Here is an 18648-nt window from a genome sequence, read left to right on the forward strand (position 1 = left end):
GGGGCCCGGCGGCGGGCAGGCAGTCGTCGGCGTGGGAGGGGGTGGCGTCGTGCGGGTGATGGCGCAGATGTCGATGGTGATGAACCTGGACAAGTGCATCGGGTGTCATACGTGCTCGGTCACGTGCAAGCAGGCCTGGACCAACCGCACCGGGGTCGAGTACGTGTGGTTCAACAACGTCGAGACCCGCCCCGGCCTCGGGTACCCCCGCACCTACCAGGACCAGGACCGCTGGCAGGGCGGGTGGGTCCGCACCAAGAAGGGCAAGCTCAAGCTCCGCGCCGGCGGGCGCCTGAAGAAGCTCGCCACGATCTTCTCCAACCCCGTCCTGCCCTCCATCCACGACTACTACGAACCGTGGACCTACGAGTACGACATGCTCCTCTCAGCCCCCCAAGGCGCCCACACCCCCGTCGCACGCCCGAAGTCGCTGCTCACGGGCAAGGACATGAACATCTCCTGGTCGGCGAACTGGGACGACGATCTCGCCGGCTCCACCGCGACCATGGACCAGGACCCGATCCTGCAACACATGTCCGAGCACGTCGCGACCGAGCTCGACAAGACGTTCATGTTCTACCTGCCCCGCATCTGCGAACACTGCCTCAACCCCGCCTGCGTCGCGTCCTGCCCCTCCGGAGCCATGTACAAGCGGGCCGAGGACGGCATCGTCCTGGTGGACCAGGACCAGTGCCGCGGCTGGCGCATGTGCGTCACCGGCTGCCCCTACAAGAAGGTCTACTTCAACCACAAGACCGGCAAGGCCGAGAAGTGCACACTGTGCTACCCCCGCATCGAGGTCGGCCTACCCACCGTCTGCTCCGAGACCTGCGTCGGACGCCTGCGCTACCTCGGCCTCGTCCTGTACGACGCGGACAAGGTCACCCAGGCCGCCAGCGTCCAGGACGAGCACGAACTCCTCGCCTCCCAACGCGCCGTCTTCCTCGACCCCCACGACCCCCAAGTCATCGCCGCCGCACGACAAGAGGGCATCCCCGAAGACTGGATCACCGCCGCCCAACGCTCCCCCATCTGGGACCTCATCACCAAGTACGAGGTCGCCCTGCCCCTGCACCCCGAGTACCGCACCCTGCCCATGGTCTGGTACATCCCACCCCTGTCCCCCGTCGTCGACGTCATCACCGCGTCGGGCAACGACGGCGAAGACGGGCGCACCCTGTTCGCCGCCATCTCCCAGCTACGCATCCCCCTGGAATACCTCGCCGGACTCTTCACCGCCGGCGACACCGCCCCCGTCGAACGCGTCCTACGCCGCCTGGCCGCCATGCGCTCCTACATGCGCGACATCAACCTCGACCGCGAACCCGACGAACGCACCGCCGCCGCCGTCGGGATGACCGGCACCCAGGTCCAAGACATGTACCGCCTCCTGGCCATCGCCAAGTACGAAGACCGCTACGTCATCCCCACCGCCCACACCGAGATCGCCCGCGAGCTCGACGAGCTGTCCTGCTCCCTCGACTACGACGGCGGACCCGGCATGGGTGGGATGGGGCTCACCGGCGGCGGGCCGTTCGGCGAGACGTCGGGGAGCCCGGTGCCCGTCGCGGTCGAGAACTTCCACGTGCTCCAGTCCCGCCAGACGGCGGACTCCGCGTACGGGCCCTCGACGCCCGGCCGCGTGAACCTGCTCAACTGGGACGGCAACGGCCGTCCGCCGGGACTCTTCCCGCCCGGCGAGGACGCGACGACCGGCGGCACCGGCGCGGGCACGGGGACCGGCGGCGTCACGCCCGGCGCCCCCGGCTCGCTGCCCGGCGGTCGCCAGGACGCGCGGCACGACACGATCCCCGGCCCGTCGGCGCCCGGTCGGCCGGCAGGCGGGGCGCCGGGGAGCGGAACCGGCACGGAGCCCGACGGGGACACCCGATGAGGACGCGCTCGCTGCTCCCCACCCCGGCGCTGCGGCCCGGGGCGCGCGCCCGCGGCCCACAGCCCGACCACCTGGCCCCCGTGGCGGCGTCGGGCACCCAGCGCCGCACGACCCACATGGCGGCGTCCGTGCTGCTCGCCTACCCCGACGCGGAGGTGCTCGACGCGGCGCTCGCCGTCCGGGCGTCGGCGCCGGGGCTGCCCGCGCCCGTCCGCGAGCGCCTCGACGCGTTCTGCGACGCGCTGCCGGCGCCCGCGGACGCGCAGGGCCTGCGCGAGCTCCAGGCCCGCTACGTCGCGACGTTCGACCTCAAGCGCAAGTGCTCGATGTACCTGTCGTACTACGCCGCGGGCGACACCCGGCGGCGCGGGACGGCGCTCGTCGCGTTCGTCGAGGCCTACCGGGCCGCGGGCTGGGAGGTCACGGGCTCGGAGCTGCCCGACTACCTGCCGACGGTGCTCGAGTTCTCGGCGCGCACCGAGGGCGACGACGCGACGATCGCGGCGGGGCTGCTCGCCTCGCACCGGGACGGGATCGAGGTGCTGCGGACCGCGCTCGAGAGCATGGCGAGCCCGTGGACCGGCCTCGTCGAGGCCGTGTGCCTCACGCTCCCGCCGCTCGACGAGCGCACGCAGCAGCGGTACGTCGAGCTCGTGACGGCGGGACCGCCCGCCGAGCTCGTGGGGATGGAGCCCTTCGCGCTGGAGCCGTACGGCACCGGGGCCGGCCGAACCGGAGGTGCGGTGCGATGAGCGGGGTGAGCACGGGCGAGATCCTGCTGTGGGTCGTGTTCCCGTACGTGACGTTCGCGGTGTTCGTCGTGGGGTCCGTCTGGCGGTACCGGTACGACAAGTTCGGGTGGACCACGCGGTCGAGCGAGCTCTACGAGAAGCGGCTGCTGCGGCTCGGGTCGCCGCTGTTCCACTTCGGGCTGCTGTTCGTGATCCTCGGGCACCTCATGGGGCTCGTCATCCCCAAGTCGTGGACGGAGGCGGTGGGCATCAAGGAGGTCGCCTACCACTTCGTCGCGACCTACATGGGGTCGATCGCGGCCGTCGCGCTCGTCGCCGGGCTGCTCATCCTCATCTACCGGCGCCGCACCACGGGTCCCGTGTTCCGCGCGACGACGCGCATGGACAAGACCATGTACGTGTTCCTCGCGGCGTCGATCCTGCTCGGGTCGTGGGCGACCGTGCAGACGCAGCTCCTCGCCGGCGGCCACGGGTACGACTACCGGGAGACGATCTCCCCCTGGTTCCGGTCGCTCTGGTACCTCCAGCCGCAGCCCGCGCTCATGGAGGGCGTGCCCGCGGCCTTCCAGCTCCACATCGTCGCCGCCAACCTGCTGTTCATCCTCTGGCCGTTCACGCGGCTCGTGCACGCGTTCTCCGCGCCCGTGCCCTACCTGTTCCGCCCGTACGTCGTGTACCGGTCGCGCGAGGCGTCGGTCGCCGCGCGCGCCCCGCGGCCCGGCTGGGACCCCTCGGAGCGCCCGCGCGGGCGGTGAGCCCCGGCGGCGCAGCCGGACCAGGAAGCGCCAGGTCAGCGGCGAGAAACCACCTCGTCGCGCGCAGGACCCGCCGAGCGCCACCGGGTGAAAACGCGACGACGGTGACCACGGGAAGCGTCGGCGCGCCCTCCTTCCAGGGGCGGTCACCCCGACCGTGACCGTCACCCGGAAGAGGTTTCGAGCATGTCCACCACCGCCCCGACGACCGCTGGTCGTCCCCGCGCCGTCCGCCCGTCAGCGTCCTCGACCACCCCCGTCGCCCGCCGCCGCGTCGCCGTCCTGCCCGCGCGCCTGGCCGGCCGCGTCGACGCCGCCGTCGCCGCCACCGCGCGCTTCCTCACGCGCTGGTCCGTCCCCGCGCTGCGCGTCGCCCTCGGCCTCGTGTTCCTCGGGTTCGGCGTCCTGAAGTTCTTCCCCGGCGCGAGCCCGGCGGAGTCGATCGCGGCACGGACCGTCGAGACGCTCACGCTCGGCCTCGTCGGCGGGACGGCGGCCGTGATCTTCACCGCCGTCCTGGAGACGTTCATCGGGCTGACCCTCCTCACCGGCCGCCTCCTGCGGGCCGGGCTGCTCGCCCTCGCCGTCGCGATGGCCGGCATCCTGTCGCCGATCGTGCTGTTCGCCGACGAGCTCTTCGGCCACGGCATGACCCTCCTGGGCCAGTACGTGCTCAAGGACGTCGTCCTCGTCGCCGGCGCTGCCGTCGTGGCGGCCGTCGCCCTCGGTGCCCGGCTGAAGCTCGACGCATGACACCCAGGCGCTCCCACGCCTCCCCTGACCCGACGAACAGGACCCCGTGACCGGCACCGGTCACGGGGTCCTGTCTGTCGGGGCGCCGACCACGCCGTCGCGAGGTAGAGCCTCCGGTCGCGACGTAGAACACGGCGAGCTCTCTCTCACGACCGGAGGTTCTACCTCAGGGGGAGACGGCTGCGTCAGGCGAGCGCGAGCGTCAGGTACACGCTGTTCGGGTCGTCTGTGTAGTCGGCGAACGGGGCGCACGGGACGAACCCGTGGCGCACGTACAGACGGCGCGCCGGGGCGAAGTAGTCCTCCGCGCCGGTCTCCAGGCTCACGCGGTCGAGGCCGCGGTCGCGCGCGACGTCGAGCAGGTGCACGAGGACCGTCGCGGCGACGCCCCGGCCCCGCGCGGCCGCCGTCGTGCGCATGGACTTGAGCTCGCCTAGCGTCGCGTCGTGCTGCTTGAGCGCGCCGCACCCGAGGAGTCCGCCGTCCGTGGACCGCGCGGTGACGAACGTGATGTCCGGCGCGCGCAGCCGCTCGACGTCCAGCGCGTGCACGCTCTCCGGCGGCGACGTCGCGTACATTTCGTCCAGGTGCTCCTGCAGCAGCGCCAGCACGTCCTCGACCGTCGGGTCCTCGACGGCGACGCGCACGTCCGCCCGGGTCGTCGTCTCGTTCACCCGCCGAGCCTGCCACACCACCGGTCGAGCGATGCACGGACGTACGAGCGGTGCACGTCAAGGTGCGCCCATCGAGCGCACGTGCACCACTCGGCGCGCACTCCGGCGCGTGACGTCGTCGCGCGGGGTTTCCCACGGTCCCGCGGCGTGACACTCCGCAGATGCGGGTCTATCGTCGCGACCATGCCGCATTTTCGGATTCGTGACGCCGCGACCCTGCTCGGAGTCAGCGACGACACCGTCCGCCGCTGGGTCGACGCCGGCGACCTCGCCGCGAGCGTCGACGACGCCGGGCGCAAGGTCGTCGACGGCGCGGAGCTCGCACGCTTCGCCGTCGCGCAGTCGCACCCGACGCCCGACCCCTCGGGCGTCGCACGCTCGGCACGCAACCGGTTCGTCGGGATCGTGACGGGCGTCGTGAGCGACACGGTCATGTCCCAGGTCGAGATGCTCTGCGGGGGCCAGCGCGTGGTCTCCCTCATGAGCACCGAGGCCGTGCGCGAGCTGCGCCTCGAGCCCGGAAGCCTGGCCGTCGCGGTCGTCAAGGCGACGACCGTCATCGTCGAGACCCCTGGAGGAACCGCGTGAGCGCGTCCGCACGCCCCCGCACGACAACCTCGCGCCGCCGCGCCCGAGGAGCCCTCGCCGCGCTCGGGACGGCGGCCCTCGTCGCCGCGCTCGCCGCGTGCGGCACCGGCGCGGACGCCGGGGACGACGCCGCGTCGTCGGACGCCGCCACGGACGCCGCGAGCACGCCGGCCGAGGAGCGCACGCTCACGGTCCTCGCCGCGGCGTCGCTGCGCGACGTGTTCACCGATCTCGCGGCCGACTTCGAGGCCGAGCACGAGGGCGTCACCGTGGCGCTGTCGTTCGCCGGGTCGTCCGACCTGGGCGACCAGATCCTCGCCGGGGCACCGGCCGACGTCTTCGCCTCCGCGGACGAGCGCAACATGACCCGGGTCGTCGACGCGGGCGACGCGTCCGACCCCGTCGCGTTCGCGACGAACACGCTGACGATCGTCACCCCGCCCGGGAACCCCGCCGGCGTCGAGACGTTCGCCGACCTCGCGCGCGAGGACGTCAAGGTCGTCGTCTGCGCGCCGGAGGTCCCGTGCGGCGGCGCGACCGACACGGTCGCCGAGGCCGCGGGCGTCACCGTCCACCGCGTGAGCGAGGAGGCCAACGTCACGGACGTCCTCGCCAAGGTGACGTCGGGCGAGGCCGACGCGGGCCTCGTGTACGTCACGGACGCGACCCTCGCGGGCGACGACGTCGACGTGGTCGACGTGCCCGAGACCGACGCCGCGCTCAACGTCTACCCGATCGCGCTCGTCGCGGCCGCCGAGGAGGCCGGCCCCGGGCAGGTCGAGCTCGCGCAGGCCTGGATCGACCTCGTCACCGGCGACGCCGGGCAGGCCGCGCTCGCCGCGGCGGGCTTCGGCGCCCCGGACGCGGCGGCGCCGTGACGTCCGCACCGTCCCGCAGGTCCTGATGCGCGGGCTCCCCCGCTGGGTCCTCGTCCCGGCGCTGCTCGGCGCGCTGTTCGTCGTCGTCCCCGTGGCGGCGATGGTCGCGCGCGTCGAGCTGGCGCCGGGGCCGGACGGGACCGGCGGCTTCTGGGCCCTCGTGACGTCCCCGACCGCGCTCGACGCGCTCGGGCTGTCGCTGCGCACCGCGCTCGTCGCGACGCTGTGCTGCGTCCTGCTCGGCACGCCCATGGCGCTCGTCCTCGCGCGCACGACGTTCCCCGGGCAGCGCGTCGCGCGGGCCCTCGTGCTGCTCCCGCTCGTCCTGCCGCCCGTGGTCGGCGGCATCGCGCTGCTCCACACGTTCGGGCGCCGCGGGCTGATCGGCCAGCACCTCGAGGTGCTGGGGATCGAGATCGCGTTCACCACGACCGCGGTCGTGCTGGCACAGACGTTCGTCGCGCTGCCGTTCCTCGTCCTGAGCCTGGAGGGCGCGCTGCGCACGCAGGACACGCGCCTCGAGGACGTCGCCGCGACGCTCGGCGCCCGCCCGACGACGGTGCTGCGCCGCGTGACCCTCCCCCGCGTCCTGCCGGGGCTGCTGTCGGGCGCGGTGCTCGCGTTCGCGCGAGCGCTCGGCGAGTTCGGCGCGACCATCACGTTCGCGGGCGCGCTCCAGGGCGTCACGCAGACCCTGCCGCTCGAGATCTACCTCCAGCGCAGCGCCGACCCGGACGCCGCCGTCGCGCTGTCGTTCGTGCTCGTCGTGGTCGCGGTGCTCATCACGGCGGCCGTCCACGGCCCGCGCGTCCTCGGCGGCCCGGACGCGCGCACGGCCCGTCCGCGGCGAGGGAGCCGGGACGCGCGCGCGTCGGGCACGCTGCCCGACGGCGGTCGGCTCGTCCGGGAGGACGTCTCGCCCAGGAGCAGCGACGCCCGGGCGACGGCAGCCGCCGCGGACCCGACCTCCCGCACCGGCGGGGCCCCCGCCGCGCTCGCCGTACGCGCCGTCGTCCCCGACCGCGGCCTCGACGTCGACCTTGCCCTCGCGCCGGGCGAGGTCGTCGCGGTGCTCGGCGCCAACGGGGCGGGCAAGTCGACGCTCGTGCAGGTCGTCGCGGGCCTCCTCCCGCCCGGCGACGTGCACGACGCCCGGGTCGCCGTCGGTGACGACGACGTCACGCGCGTCGCGCCGCGACGTCGCCGGCTCGCGTGGCTGAGCCAGCGGCCGCTGCTCTTCGAGAACCTGTCGGTCGAGGACAACGTCGCGTTCGGCCTCCGGGCGCGGGGCGTCCCACGCACCCGGGCCCGGTGCGAGGCCCGGGCCGCGCTCGGGCACGTCGGCGCCGCCGACCTCGCGCCCCGGCGCGCGACCGACCTCTCGGGCGGGCAGGCGCAGCGTGTCGCGATCGCCCGGGCGCTCGTCACCGACCCGCGCGTGCTCCTGCTCGACGAGCCGCTCGCCTCGCTCGACGTCGGCGTCGCGCAGCACGTGCGGTCGGTGCTGCACCACGCGCAGCGCGAGCGGCCCCGCACGACGCTCCTCGTGACCCACGACCTGCTCGACGTGCTGCTGCTGGCCGACCGCGTCGTCGTGCTGGAGGACGGCCACGTCGTCGAGGACGGGCCGGTGGACCAGGTCCTCACACGGCCGCGGTCCCGGTTCGCGGCCCGCCTCGCGGGCGTCAACCTGCTCGCGGGGAGCGTCGTGCACGTCGCCGTGCCGGAGCCCGTCACGGTGGGGAGCCTCGGGACGGAGTCGGGCGGGCCCGGCGTCGACGGGGCGGACGCTGCTCTCGCCCCGACCGACGCGGCGCCGGACGCGGAGGCCGCCGCACGCGAGGCGACGCTCGTCGTCGACGGCACGGAGGTCCGTGTGCGCGGGACGGCGGGCGAGCCGCTCGCCGCCGGGGACGGGGCCGTCGCGGTGTTCGAGCCGCGCACGGTCGCCGTCCACCGGGCGACGCCCGAGGGCAGTCCCCGCAACGCGTACCGGGTCGTCGTGACGAGCGTGGAGCCGCACGGGCCGCTGCTGCGCGTGTGGGGCCGCGTGGCGGGCGAGGACCGGGGCGGCCAGGCCGCGGTGACGACGACCGCCGTCGGGCACGACGCCCCGCACCTCGCCGCCGACCTCACGCCGCGCGCCGTCGCCGAGCTGCGCCTGACCCCGGGCGAGCGCGTCTGGTTCGTGGTCAAGGCGGCCGAGGTGCGCATCCACCCCCACTGACACGCCGAACCCGGGGTCGTTCCCCACGACGCGCCGGTCGTGAGGAAGGACCCCGGGTTCGGCACGGGTGTCAGACGGCGGCCCGTGCCTCCGGCGCGGGGGCGGGCACCGTGTCGTGCGGGGGACGCACGGCGCGCGACCACTCGCCGCCTCGGGCGCGGACCGCGAAGAGCAGGACGACGAGCCCGACGGCCGTCATCGCGGCGCCCGCCCACGGGGGCGACGTGAAGCCGAGCCCGGCGGCGATGGTCAGGCCGCCGATCCAGGCGCCGAGCGCGTTGCCGACGTTGAAGGCGGCGATGTTCGCGCCCGACGCGAGGGTCGGCGCACCCTGCGCGAAGGACATGACGCGCATCTGGAGCCCGGGGACCGTCGCGAAGCCGAAGGCGCCCATGAGGACGAGGCTGACGACCGTCATGACCTGGCTCGTCGCCGTGAGCGCGAAGACGCCCAGCACCACGGTGAGCGCCGCGAAGAGCACGACGAGCGTCGTGCCGAGCCGGCGGTCGGCCGCGCGCCCGCCGACGAGGTTGCCGACGAACAGCCCGCCCCCGAACAGCACGAGCAGCCACGGGACCGACGCCGTCGTGAACCCGCCCACCTCGGTGAGCGTGAACGCGATGTACGTGAACGCGCCGAACATCCCGCCGAACCCGAGCACGGTGATGGCGATCGAGAACCACACCTGCGCGCTGCGGAACGCGGCGAGCTCGCCGCGCAGGCCCGTAGGGCCGGACGCGCGGTCCGCCCCGGGCGCGGTGGCCGCGCCGGGTGCGGGGGCGCCGTCGGGCGACCCCACCCGCGACGGGACGAGCAAGGCGATCCCGGCGAGCGCGACGACGCCGATGGCGGTGATGGCCCAGAACGTCGCGCGCCACCCGGCGGCCTGGCCGAGGAACGTGCCGAACGGGACGCCGAGCACGTTCGCGATGGTCAGCCCGGCGAACATGATCGAGATGGCGCCGGCGCGCTTCTCGGGCGCGACGAGGTCGGCCGCCACGACGGCGCCGATCCCGAAGAACGCGCCGTGGCACAGCGCCGCGACGACGCGGCCGAGGAGCATGACCTCGTACGTCGGCGCGACGGCGGACAGCAGGTTGCCCGCGATGAACAGGACCATGAGGCCGAGCAGGGCCTTCTTGCGGTCGACGCGCGTGAGGGCCGCGGTGAGGCCGATCGCGCCGACGGCGACGGACAGCGCGTAGCCCGAGATGAGGTAGCCGGCGACGGTCTCGGTGACGCCGAAGTCGGCGGCCACCTCGGGCAGCAGGCCCATGATGACGAACTCGGTGAGCCCGATGCCGAAGCCCCCGATGGCGAGGGCCCAGAGGGCGACTGGCATGACGATCTCCTGGTTCCGGGAAGGTGCGGGACTCGCGGGCGAGGTGCGGCGCGGGCCGGGGCGCGCGCCGTCGGGTCAGCCCTCGAAGGTGTCGGGGTGCGGTCCGATGCGGCCGGCGGCGTCGAGGGCGTCGATCGCGGCGACCTCGTCGGCCGTGAGCGCGAAGCCGAGGACGTCGACGTTCGACGCGATCCGCGCGGGGGTCACGGACTTGGGGATGACGACCGTGCCCTGCTGCAGGTGCCAGCGCAGGACGACCTGGGCGGGCGTGACGTCGTGGGCGGCGGCGACGCGGACGACCGCCGGGTCGTCGAGGACCGTGCCCTGACCCAGCGGGCTCCAGGCCTCGGTGACGATCCCGAGCTCGGCGTGGACGTCGCGCAGCGCGCGCTGCTGGAGCGCGGGGTGCAGCTCGACCTGGTTGACGGCGGGCGTCTCACCCGTCGCCGCGATGACCGCGCGCAGGTGCGCGGGCTCGAAGTTGGAGACGCCGACCTCGCGGACGAGGCCCGCGTCGCGGGCGGCGACGAGGCCCTCCCACGCCTCGACGTACCGGCCGCGGGCGGGCGACGGCCAGTGGATCAGGTAGAGGTCCAGCCGGTCGAGGCCGAGCCGCTCGAGCGACGCTTCGAGCGCGGGGCGGACGGCGTCGCGCGCGAGGGAGTCGATCCACAGCTTGCTCGTGACGAAGACGTCGTCGCGCGCGAGGCCGGACTCGGCGAGCGCGCGGCCCACGCCCGCCTCGTTGCCGTAGATCGCCGCGGTGTCGACGCTCCGGTACCCCGCCTCGAGGGCGAGGCTCACGGCGCGGGTGGTCTCGGCGTCGGGCACCTGGAAGACGCCGAAGCCGACCTGCGGGATCGAGGTGCCGCCGCGCAGGGTCGTGCGGGGCATGGACGTGGTGGTCGAGGACACGAAGGGGCTCCTGGGGGACGAGCGGGAAGGGATCGCGTTGCGTACGCGTTCACCCGGCGTCTGCACTTGTTGCAGACGCGCGCTATCGATAGTTGCACACGCCGATTAGTTGCACAAGCGCTATAGTTGTGACCGCACGCACGCACCGAGGAGGACCCCATGGGCATCGCCGACGACGCCGTCGAGATCCGCGCGCAGGGCTGGCGCACGCTCGCCGCGCTGCACGGGCTCATCGACGCCGCGCTCGAGCGCGCCCTGCAGGCGGAGCACGACCTCTCCGTCGTCGAGTACACCGTGCTCGACGCGCTCTCCCGGCAGGACGGCTGGCACATGCGCATGCAGCAGCTCGCGCGCGCCGCCGCGCTCTCCCCCAGCGCGACGACCCGGCTCGTCAACCGGCTCGAGGACCGTGGGCTCCTCACGCGCATCCTGTGCCAGGACGACCGCCGCGGGATCTACACCGAGCTCACGCCCGCGGGCGAGGCCCTCCTGCTCGCCGCACGGCCCACCCACGACGCGACGCTCGAGGCGGCCCTGCACGACGCGACCCAGGCCCCCGAGCTCGCGCCGCTCGTCGACGCGCTGCACGCGCTCCCGGCCCCCGCCGACGCGGCGTAGCCCGACCGGCGGGGCGTCGCCCGACCCGGCGCGCGGAGCCCGGCAGGGGTCGCGCGACCGGTCAGGCCGGCGGGTCGACCCCGCCGAGCGCGGCGCGGACCTCGCCGACGATCGCCGCCATCGCCGCCTCGGCGGCGCGCGGGTCGCCGTCCGCCACGGCGCGCGCGACGGCCTCGTGCTGGTCCAGCGCCTCGGGCACGGGGGACGCGGGCATGAGACCCAGGTGCGTCCGGCCGCTGAGCACCGCGGCGACGACCCCCGCGAGCGCACCGAACATCTCGTTGCCGCTCGCGCGCAGCAGGAGCTCGTGGAAGCGCACGTCGAGCGCGAGGAACTCCTCGAGGTCACCCGCCTCGCCGAGCCTCCGCATGCGCGCGGCCGCCGCCACGAGCTCGGCGCGCTCGTCGTCCGTCGCGTGGACCGCCGCTCCTGCGGCCGCGAGCGGCTCGACGGCGTGCCGCAGCTCGGTGAGCGTGCGGAGCTGGGGGTCGCGGCCCGGGCCTTCGAGGCGCCAGCGGATGACGCGCGGGTCGAGCACGTTCCACTCCTCGATGCCGAGGACGACGAGCCCGACGCGACGCCTCGACCGCACGAGGCCGAGCCCTTCGAGGAGGCGCATGACCTCGCGCGCGACGGTGCGCGAGACCCCGAACTCGGACCCGATCGACTCGAGCGTGAGCGGCGCGCCCGGAGCGACGTCTCCGCTGGTGATACGACGTCCGAGAGCGTCGAGCACGGTGGTGTGCAGGACCGTCGTCGCCATGGGCAGCAGCCTAGTGGCGCTCATTGGTGATATCAATCACTTGCCAAAGGTGCTACCAATGCCGCACAGTGGTCGGCAGTGGGGACCACGACGGTCGCCACCCGGGACGGGGGCCGCGCACGAGACGGCACCCGCACCGGACGCCCCGCCCGACACGGAAGTCGACACATGGACACGGACGTCAGCACCACGGTCCACGCCGAGAGCGCCGCGACCGCCCAGGACCCCGCAGAGCCCACGGAGCGGCCCCAGCACCTCGTCGTCATGGGCGTCGCGGGCTCGGGCAAGACGACGGTCGCCACGCTGCTCGCGCAGCGCCTCGGGACCGAGTACGCCGAGGCCGACCAGTTCCACCCGCAGGCCAACATCGAGAAGATGAGCGCGGGCACCCCGCTCACCGACGAGGACCGCTGGCCGTGGCTCGAGGCGATCCGGGACTGGCTGAGCGCCGAGGCCGAGGCCGGTCGCTCCGGCGTCGTGACCTGCTCCGCGCTCAAGCGCTCCTACCGCGACCTGCTGCGCACCGCGCGCGGCCGCGTCTGCTTCGTCCACCTCGACGGCAGCCCCGAGCTCCTCGCGGAGCGCATGGAGCACCGCAGCGGCCACTTCATGCCCACGTCGCTCCTGCCCTCCCAGCTCGCCACGCTCGAGCCCCTGGACGACGACGAGCCCGGCTTCACGGTCGACGTCACCCGCACGCCCGAGGAGATCGCCGACCTCGTGCTCGACCGGCGCGCCGGCTGCGGCGCGGCCGGCACGGGCTCCGCCACCGGCACGGCGACCGGGACGGGGGCCGAGCGATGATCGGCACGCTCACCCAGCACGCCACGACGTTCGCCCCGTCCGCCGTCGCGGCCGTCGCGCGCGCCGCGGAGGACACGCCCGCGACCGACGCCGGGACGGCCCAGCTCATCCTCGCCGCCGTCGTCGGCATCGCGACGATCGTCGTCCTCATCGTGTGGCTCAAGCTGCACCCGTTCCTCGCGCTCATGATCGGCTCGGCCGTGCTCGCGGTCGTGGCCGGCATCGACTTCGTCGACGCGTTCACCAGCTTCTCCGTGGGGCTCGGCTCGACCGTCGCCGGGGTCGGCGTCCTCATCGCGCTCGGCGCGATCATCGGCAAGCTGCTCATCGACTCCGGCGGCGCCGACCAGATCGTCGACACGATCCTCGGGAAGACGACGCCGCAGCGCCTGCCGTGGGCCATGGCGCTCATCGCGTTCGTCATCGGGATCCCGCTGTTCTTCGAGGTGGGCGTCGTCCTCCTCGTGCCCGTGGTCATGCTCGTGGCCAAGCGCGTCCGGACCAACCCGATCCTCGTCGGCATCCCCGCGCTCGCGGGCCTGTCCGCGCTGCACGGCCTCGTGCCGCCGCACCCCGGTCCGCTGCTCGCCATCGACGCGCTCGGCGCCGACCTCGGCCTGACGCTCGGCCTCGGCCTGCTCGTCGCGATCCCCACCGTGATCGTGTCCGGCCCGCTGCTGGCCAAGCCCCTCGCACGCTGGGTGCCGCTCCCGCCGCCCACGTCCGTGCTCGGTGTCTCCGAGCGCGACGAGGACGCGCCGCGCCCGAGCTTCGCCGTCTCCGTCGGCGTCGTCCTGCTGCCCGTGATCCTCATGCTCGCGCGCACCCTCGTCGAGGTCAGCGGGTCCATCGACACCGGCTGGGGCCGCGTCTTCGAGTTCATCGGCACGCCGCTCGTCGCGCTCCTCATCACCGCGCTCGTCTCGCTCGTCGTGCTCGGCTCCGCGCTCGGTCGCACGCGCGACCAGGTGAGCAAGCTCGTCGACTCGTCGTTCGCGCCGATCGCGGGCATCCTCCTCATCGTCGGCGCCGGCGGCGGCTTCAAGCAGACGCTCGTCGACTCGGGCGTCGGCGACGTGGTCGCGAAGGGGATCTCCGACGCGAACATCACGCCGCTGCTCGCGGGCTGGCTCGTCGCCGTCCTCATCCGCGTCGCCACCGGCTCCGCGACCGTCGCGACCATCACCGCCGCGGGCATCATGGCGCCCATCGCCGCGACCCTCCCGCCCACGCACGCCGCGCTGCTCGTGCTCTCCATCGGCGCCGGGTCCGTGTTCCTGTCCCACGTCAACGACGCCGGGTTCTGGCTCGTCAAGGAGTACTTCGGCATGACCGTCGGGCAGACGTTCAAGACGTGGTCGCTCATGGAGTGCGTCCTGTCCGTCGTCGCGCTCCTCGTGGTCCTCCTGCTGAGCCTGGTCGTCTAGCGGCACGGGCGGGCGGCGCCGCGCGAACGCACGGCGCCGCCCCGGCACGGTCACGCCGGGTGCTCCCTGGCCAGGTCCGGCACGACCGCGCCGCGAGGACCGCCCGGGCGCTCGGCCCGGGCGGTCCCGTCGTGACGGACGTCAGCTCCGGTCGGTGAAGACCGGGGTGTAGGCGTCCGGGTCCGCGACCCAGGACTTCCGGCGGAAGCGCTGGAGCGTCAGGCCGAGGAGCGTGAGCAGCCCGGCCATCACGAGCAGCCCCAGGTCACCACCCGCACCCGTCGTCGCGAGGGCCGTCGGGCCCGACGCGGCGACGGTCGTCCCGGCGGCCGTGGTGGCCATGGTGCCGGCGCCGGTGCCGATCGGGTGCAGCACGCGAACCACCGTGCCGTCCGTACCGTCCGTCGACCCCGGGTCAGCAGGATCCGTCGGGTCGGTCGGGTCGGTCGGGTCGGTCGGGTCGGTCGGGTCCGTCGGGTCCGTCGGGTCCGTCGGGTCGGTCGGGTCCGTCGGGTCCGTCGGGTCGGTCGGGTCCGTGGGCACGACGGCGGCCGTGGGGCACGCGGCTGAGGCGTCACCCAGCAGGCCGACACCCACGCCGCAGACGGTCACGGGGACCGTCACCGGCAGGTCGACGCCGAGGTCGGGCAGCGCCCCGAGGACGCCGTCCTCCCCGAGCAGGCCCCCGTCGAGGAGCCCGTCGCCCAGCAGGCCGTCCTCCCCGAGCACCCCGTCGAGCAGACCGTCGCCCGAACCGTCGCCGAGCAGGTCGTCGACGAGACCGTCCTCACCGAGCACGCCGTCCAGGAGGCCGTCGTCCCCGCCGAGCACGTCGTCGCCGAGGAGCCCGTCGCCGAGCAGGTCGTCCACCAGACCGCCGTCGCCCAGCACGCCGTCGAGCAGGCCCGTGCCCGGGTCACCGTCCGGCCCGGCCCCGTCGCCGGGGCCCTCTCCGGCGGTGCCGCCACCGACGGTCGCGTCGCCGCCGATGCCGACGGCCACGCCGGAGACGTCGACCGGGACGGTGATCGGGGCGTCGACGTCGATGCCGGAGCCCTCGCCCGCAGTCGTGCCGTCGTCGCCGCCGGTGCCGGGCGCCGGAGCGGCCGGTTCTGCGACCGGTGCCACCGAGGCGTCGCCCAGGACGCCGACGGCCACGCCGGACACGTCCACGGGGATCGTCACCGGCACGTCGATGCCCACGTCGGCCGGACCCGCCGGAGCGGGCTCGGGTGCCGGGGCGGGCTCCGGCGCGGGAGCGGGCTCGGCCGCCGGGGCGGGTGCGACGGCGGCGTCGCCCAGGACGCCGACCGCCACGCCGGACACGTCCACCGGGATCGTGACCGGGACGTCCACGGCCACGTCCGCCGGGTCCGCCGCGACGGGCTCGGGTGCCGGTGCGGGGGCCGGCTCGGCCGCCGGGGCGGGGATCACGGAGGCGTCTCCGAGCACCCCCACCGCGACGTCGGACACGGTCACGGGGACGTTCACCGGGACGTCCACCGACACGTCGGGAAGGACCTCGGTCACCTGGCTCAGCGGAGCCTCGACCGACAGGTCCAGCCCGAGGTCGCCGAGGAGGTCGCCCTCGGCTGCGTGGGCCGCTCCGGCCCCGACGACCACGAGGCCGCCTGTGACGAGCGCTGTGCGCAGCGCGCGTCGAACGAAGGTGTGCATGATCGTTCTCTCTCCTGCTCAGAAGTGGCTGGCGCACGACGGCGCCGGGTCGCGTCTGCCGCGCTCGGGGCGCGACGCGAGCCACGTCAGGCAGGAGAGACGGGGACCTCGAAGAACGTCGAGGGGTGGTTCGACCGCGCGTCGTCGACGACGGCGGTCCAGGACGAGAGCGCAGGGGCGTCGGCACCGTGGCCGAGCGCCGCGGGGTCGCCGCCCGACCCGGCGCGCTGGGCGCTGCCGGAGGGCGCGGGAGCGGTGCCGAGGCCGCCGTCGGACGGGACGCCGCCGGGGGCCGCGGGACCGCCGGAGGGCAGGGCCGCGCCGGGCGGAGCGCCGGCAGCGTCGAGGAGGCTCCCACCCCGGGGAGCGCTGACGAGGGAGGTCGGAGGGCCTGCGCGGTCCGCGTCGGGCGGTGGCGCGGGCGGCAGCTCGCCGCCCAGCAGCGGCACGGACGGCACGGCGGGTTCGACCTCAGCAGGGCCTGTCCATCCCGGCCCCGTCGGACCGGCAGGGCCCGGCGCCTCCGGGCCGGTCGCGGGTGCCTCGGGGAGCACGGGCGCGAGCGGGTCCAGCGGCGCGAGCGGCCCGGTCACCGGGCCGAGGACCGGGTCGGTGACCGGCGCCAGGACGTCGAGGACCGGGGTCAGCGCCTCCAGGACGGGTGTCACCGGGTCGAGTGCGGGCGACACCGCCCCGAGGACGGGGTTCACCACGGGGGCGACCGCACCAACGACCGGCGTCACGGCCGGCACGACCACGTCGAGGACGGGCGTGGTCACGGGGGCGACGGCGTCGGTCACGGGCTGCACGACGGGCGCCACGGGCGCGACGACCTGCTCGACCACGGGAGCGACCGGCTCGACCACCTGCTCGACGACCGGTGCGACAGGCCGCACGGCCTCCTCGACCACGGGCGCGGCCGGGGTCACGACCCTCTCGACCACCGGGGCGACCGGCTGGACGACGGGGGCGACGACGTCGCGCACGACAGGCTGGACGGCGTCCTGCACGACCGGGTCGACGACGGCCTGGACCGTCGAGGTCACCGGTGACAGTGCCTTGCCGAGTCCGAGCGGGTCGTCCGCGGCGGACGCGCCACCCGCGGTCACCACGGCGAACGCGAGGCCCGCACCGAGGCCGCCGCCGGCCACGAGAGCGCGCACGAGCCAGCGGCGGGCGGCTGGTGCGCGCCTGCCCTGCGCGTCGTGCGTCGCGTCCATCGTGCGCCCCGGGGGTCGTCGGTGCAGCGAAGGGGCGGGCCGGCAGGCCCGTCCGGGCTCACGGTAGGCACGTCCCTGTGACGCCCACCACCGGGAGCGTCCGATTTCACCCGACGGTTGCCCCGAACACCAGGCCGAGCAGGTAGGTGGCGGCAGCCGCACCGAAGCCGATGCCGATCTGCCGCAGCGCCCGCGTCAGGGGCGAGGTCCCCGAGAGCAGGCCGACCGTCGCACCGGTCGCCAGGAGCGCGATCCCCACGAGGAGCGTCGCGACACCCACGGCGACGAACCCCGTGAGACCGAAGAGGTAGGGCAGCACCGGGATGAGCGCGCCGGACGCGAAGAACAGGAACGACGACACCGCCGCCCCCATGGCCGTGCCGTGCGTCTCGTGCTCGTCCGCGCTGGGCGGCGGGGCGATCACGGTCTGCTGCGTGTACGTCGCGAGGACGTCGGCGGCGTGGTCCTCGGCCTCGGCGGGCGCCATGCCGCGCGCCCGGTAGACCAGCGCGAGCTCGTTCGCGTCGACGTCGAGGTCGGGCAGCGCCGCGGACGCCTGCGGGCTGGGCGTCGAGGCGTCGAGCAGCTCGCGCTGCGAGCGCACCGACACGTACTCCCCCGCACCCATCGACAGCGCGCCCGCGAGCAGCCCGGCGAGCCCCGAGAGGAGGACGGTGCTGTTCGACGCCCCGGACGCCCCGATGCCCAGGATCAGCGCGAGGTTGGAGACGAGCCCGTCGTTCGCGCCGAACACCGCGGCGCGGAACGTGCCCGACATGCGGTTGCGCCCGCGCGTCGCGAGCCCGCGCACGACCTCCTCGTGGATCCGCTCGTCGGCGGCCATCCTCGGCGTGGCGTCGGCGTCGGTCTCGTACGTCGAGCGCGCCTCGGCGCGCTGGGCGAGCGCGAGCACGAACACGCCGCCGAAGCGGCGCGCGAGCCAGCCGAGCGTCCGGGTGCGCCAGTCGCCGCGCAGGGGCTTGCCGACGTCGTCGCCGAGCAGGTCGAGCCAGTGCTGCTCGTGCCGCCTCTCCGCGTCCGCGAGCGCCAGCAGGATGTCGCGCTCCTCCCCGCTCCGCCGGCTCGCGAGGTCCCGGTAGACGGCGGCCTCGGCGCGCTCGTCGGCGAGGAACCGGCGCCACCGGCGGATCTCCTGCGGGGTCGGCGCGTGCCCGACGGCGGTCGGCGGGCCGGGGGGCGACGCCTCCCTGGTCCGGTCCCCCACCGGGCGTTCGGACGGCGTGCCGGGCTGCGGCGCGGGTGTCGTGGGCATGCGTCCATGATGGCGATGTCCGGCCTCGCCGTGTTGCGCGCGGCCGAACGAGGTCCGGCGGGTCCCCCCGACCCGCGTTCCGGGCGTC

Annotated in this window: 17 protein-coding genes; 10 read left to right on the plus strand and 7 right to left on the minus strand. The window is 74.8% G+C overall.

The window, feature by feature from the left end; translation table 11 throughout:
• Nucleotides 1–49: 49 nt before the first annotated feature.
• From narH to JOE63_RS20035, 4 genes are all read left to right on the plus strand, one after another.
• Nucleotides 50–1894: a nitrate reductase subunit beta gene (gene narH, locus JOE63_RS20020; RefSeq protein WP_307840260.1), complete on the plus strand. Its 1845-nt coding sequence runs from the start codon at nucleotides 50–52 to the stop codon at nucleotides 1892–1894.
• Nucleotides 1891–2646, plus strand: a complete 756-nt coding sequence (gene narJ / locus JOE63_RS20025) for a nitrate reductase molybdenum cofactor assembly chaperone (RefSeq protein WP_204543197.1) — start codon at nucleotides 1891–1893, stop codon at nucleotides 2644–2646. The genes narH and narJ overlap by 4 nt, the downstream gene beginning before the upstream one ends.
• Nucleotides 2643–3401 (plus strand): respiratory nitrate reductase subunit gamma, encoded by a 759-nt coding sequence (gene narI / locus JOE63_RS20030; RefSeq protein WP_204543199.1) that lies wholly within the window; start codon nucleotides 2643–2645, stop codon nucleotides 3399–3401. The genes narJ and narI overlap by 4 nt, the downstream gene beginning before the upstream one ends.
• A gap of 186 nt (nucleotides 3402–3587) precedes the next feature.
• The gene (locus JOE63_RS20035) at nucleotides 3588–4154 is read left to right on the plus strand and encodes a DoxX family membrane protein (RefSeq protein WP_204543201.1); all 567 of its coding nucleotides are present in this window, start codon (nucleotides 3588–3590) and stop codon (nucleotides 4152–4154) included.
• A 185-nt stretch (nucleotides 4155–4339) separates the two neighbouring features.
• Here JOE63_RS20035 and JOE63_RS20040 read toward each other — a convergent pair whose 3' ends face one another.
• Entirely contained in the window at nucleotides 4340–4828 is a 489-nt protein-coding gene (locus tag JOE63_RS20040; protein WP_307840261.1) for a GNAT family N-acetyltransferase, read from the minus strand.
• A 183-nt stretch (nucleotides 4829–5011) separates the two neighbouring features.
• On the opposite strand from JOE63_RS20040, the gene JOE63_RS20045 reads away from it, so the two are divergent.
• From JOE63_RS20045 to JOE63_RS21760, 3 genes are read left to right on the plus strand one after another with little or no spacing between them, the layout of a single operon-like run.
• On the plus strand, nucleotides 5012–5416 hold the full coding sequence (locus tag JOE63_RS20045; RefSeq protein ID WP_087470087.1) for a TOBE domain-containing protein: 405 nt from the start codon (nucleotides 5012–5014) through the stop codon (nucleotides 5414–5416).
• Entirely contained in the window at nucleotides 5413–6294 is an 882-nt protein-coding gene (gene modA, locus JOE63_RS20050; RefSeq protein WP_204543203.1) for a molybdate ABC transporter substrate-binding protein, read from the plus strand. Before JOE63_RS20045 ends, modA begins: the two co-directional genes overlap by 4 nt.
• Nucleotides 6295–6319: 25 nt before the next feature.
• Nucleotides 6320–8521 (plus strand): ABC transporter permease, encoded by a 2202-nt coding sequence (locus JOE63_RS21760; RefSeq protein ID WP_204543205.1) that lies wholly within the window; start codon nucleotides 6320–6322, stop codon nucleotides 8519–8521.
• A gap of 70 nt (nucleotides 8522–8591) precedes the next feature.
• Here the strand turns inward: JOE63_RS21760 and JOE63_RS20060 are convergent, their stop codons facing one another.
• Entirely contained in the window at nucleotides 8592–9863 is a 1272-nt protein-coding gene (locus JOE63_RS20060) for an MFS transporter (RefSeq protein WP_204543207.1), read from the minus strand.
• A 75-nt stretch (nucleotides 9864–9938) separates the two neighbouring features.
• On the minus strand, nucleotides 9939–10757 hold the full coding sequence (locus JOE63_RS20065; RefSeq protein WP_204543880.1) for an aldo/keto reductase: 819 nt from the start codon (nucleotides 10755–10757) through the stop codon (nucleotides 9939–9941).
• Between the two features lie 180 nt (nucleotides 10758–10937).
• On the opposite strand from JOE63_RS20065, the gene JOE63_RS20070 reads away from it, so the two are divergent.
• Nucleotides 10938–11396 (plus strand): MarR family winged helix-turn-helix transcriptional regulator, encoded by a 459-nt coding sequence (locus JOE63_RS20070; protein ID WP_204543209.1) that lies wholly within the window; start codon nucleotides 10938–10940, stop codon nucleotides 11394–11396.
• Between the two features lie 61 nt (nucleotides 11397–11457).
• On the opposite strand, the gene JOE63_RS20075 is transcribed toward JOE63_RS20070, so the two are convergent.
• A complete protein-coding gene (locus tag JOE63_RS20075) occupies nucleotides 11458–12159 on the minus strand; it encodes a FadR/GntR family transcriptional regulator (protein WP_204543211.1) in 702 nt (233 codons plus the stop codon).
• A gap of 168 nt (nucleotides 12160–12327) precedes the next feature.
• On the opposite strand from JOE63_RS20075, the gene JOE63_RS20080 reads away from it, so the two are divergent.
• Both JOE63_RS20080 and JOE63_RS20085 read left to right on the plus strand, forming a co-directional pair.
• Complete coding sequence (locus JOE63_RS20080) at nucleotides 12328–12963, plus strand: gluconokinase (RefSeq protein ID WP_204543213.1); 636 nt, start codon at nucleotides 12328–12330, stop codon at nucleotides 12961–12963.
• Nucleotides 12960–14390 (plus strand): GntT/GntP/DsdX family permease, encoded by a 1431-nt coding sequence (locus tag JOE63_RS20085; RefSeq protein WP_204543215.1) that lies wholly within the window; start codon nucleotides 12960–12962, stop codon nucleotides 14388–14390. The genes JOE63_RS20080 and JOE63_RS20085 overlap by 4 nt, the downstream gene beginning before the upstream one ends.
• Nucleotides 14391–14531: 141 nt before the next feature.
• On the opposite strand, the gene JOE63_RS20090 is transcribed toward JOE63_RS20085, so the two are convergent.
• From JOE63_RS20090 to JOE63_RS20100, 3 genes are all read right to left on the minus strand, one after another.
• Nucleotides 14532–16067 carry a hypothetical protein gene (locus JOE63_RS20090; RefSeq protein WP_204543217.1) on the minus strand — a complete coding sequence of 512 codons (1536 nt, stop codon included), beginning with the start codon at nucleotides 16065–16067 and terminating at the stop codon, nucleotides 14532–14534.
• Nucleotides 16068–16153: 86 nt separating this feature from the next.
• Nucleotides 16154–17287: a hypothetical protein gene (locus JOE63_RS20095; protein WP_204543218.1), complete on the minus strand. Its 1134-nt coding sequence runs from the start codon at nucleotides 17285–17287 to the stop codon at nucleotides 16154–16156.
• Nucleotides 17288–17393: 106 nt separating this feature from the next.
• Entirely contained in the window at nucleotides 17394–18560 is a 1167-nt protein-coding gene (locus JOE63_RS20100) for a VIT1/CCC1 transporter family protein (protein WP_087470097.1), read from the minus strand.
• Nucleotides 18561–18648: the final 88 nt, after the last annotated feature.

Origin of the sequence: Cellulosimicrobium cellulans, from assembly GCF_016907755.1 — a bacterium.
GTDB classification, from domain to species: Bacteria; Actinomycetota; Actinomycetes; order Actinomycetales; family Cellulomonadaceae; genus Cellulosimicrobium; species Cellulosimicrobium cellulans_D.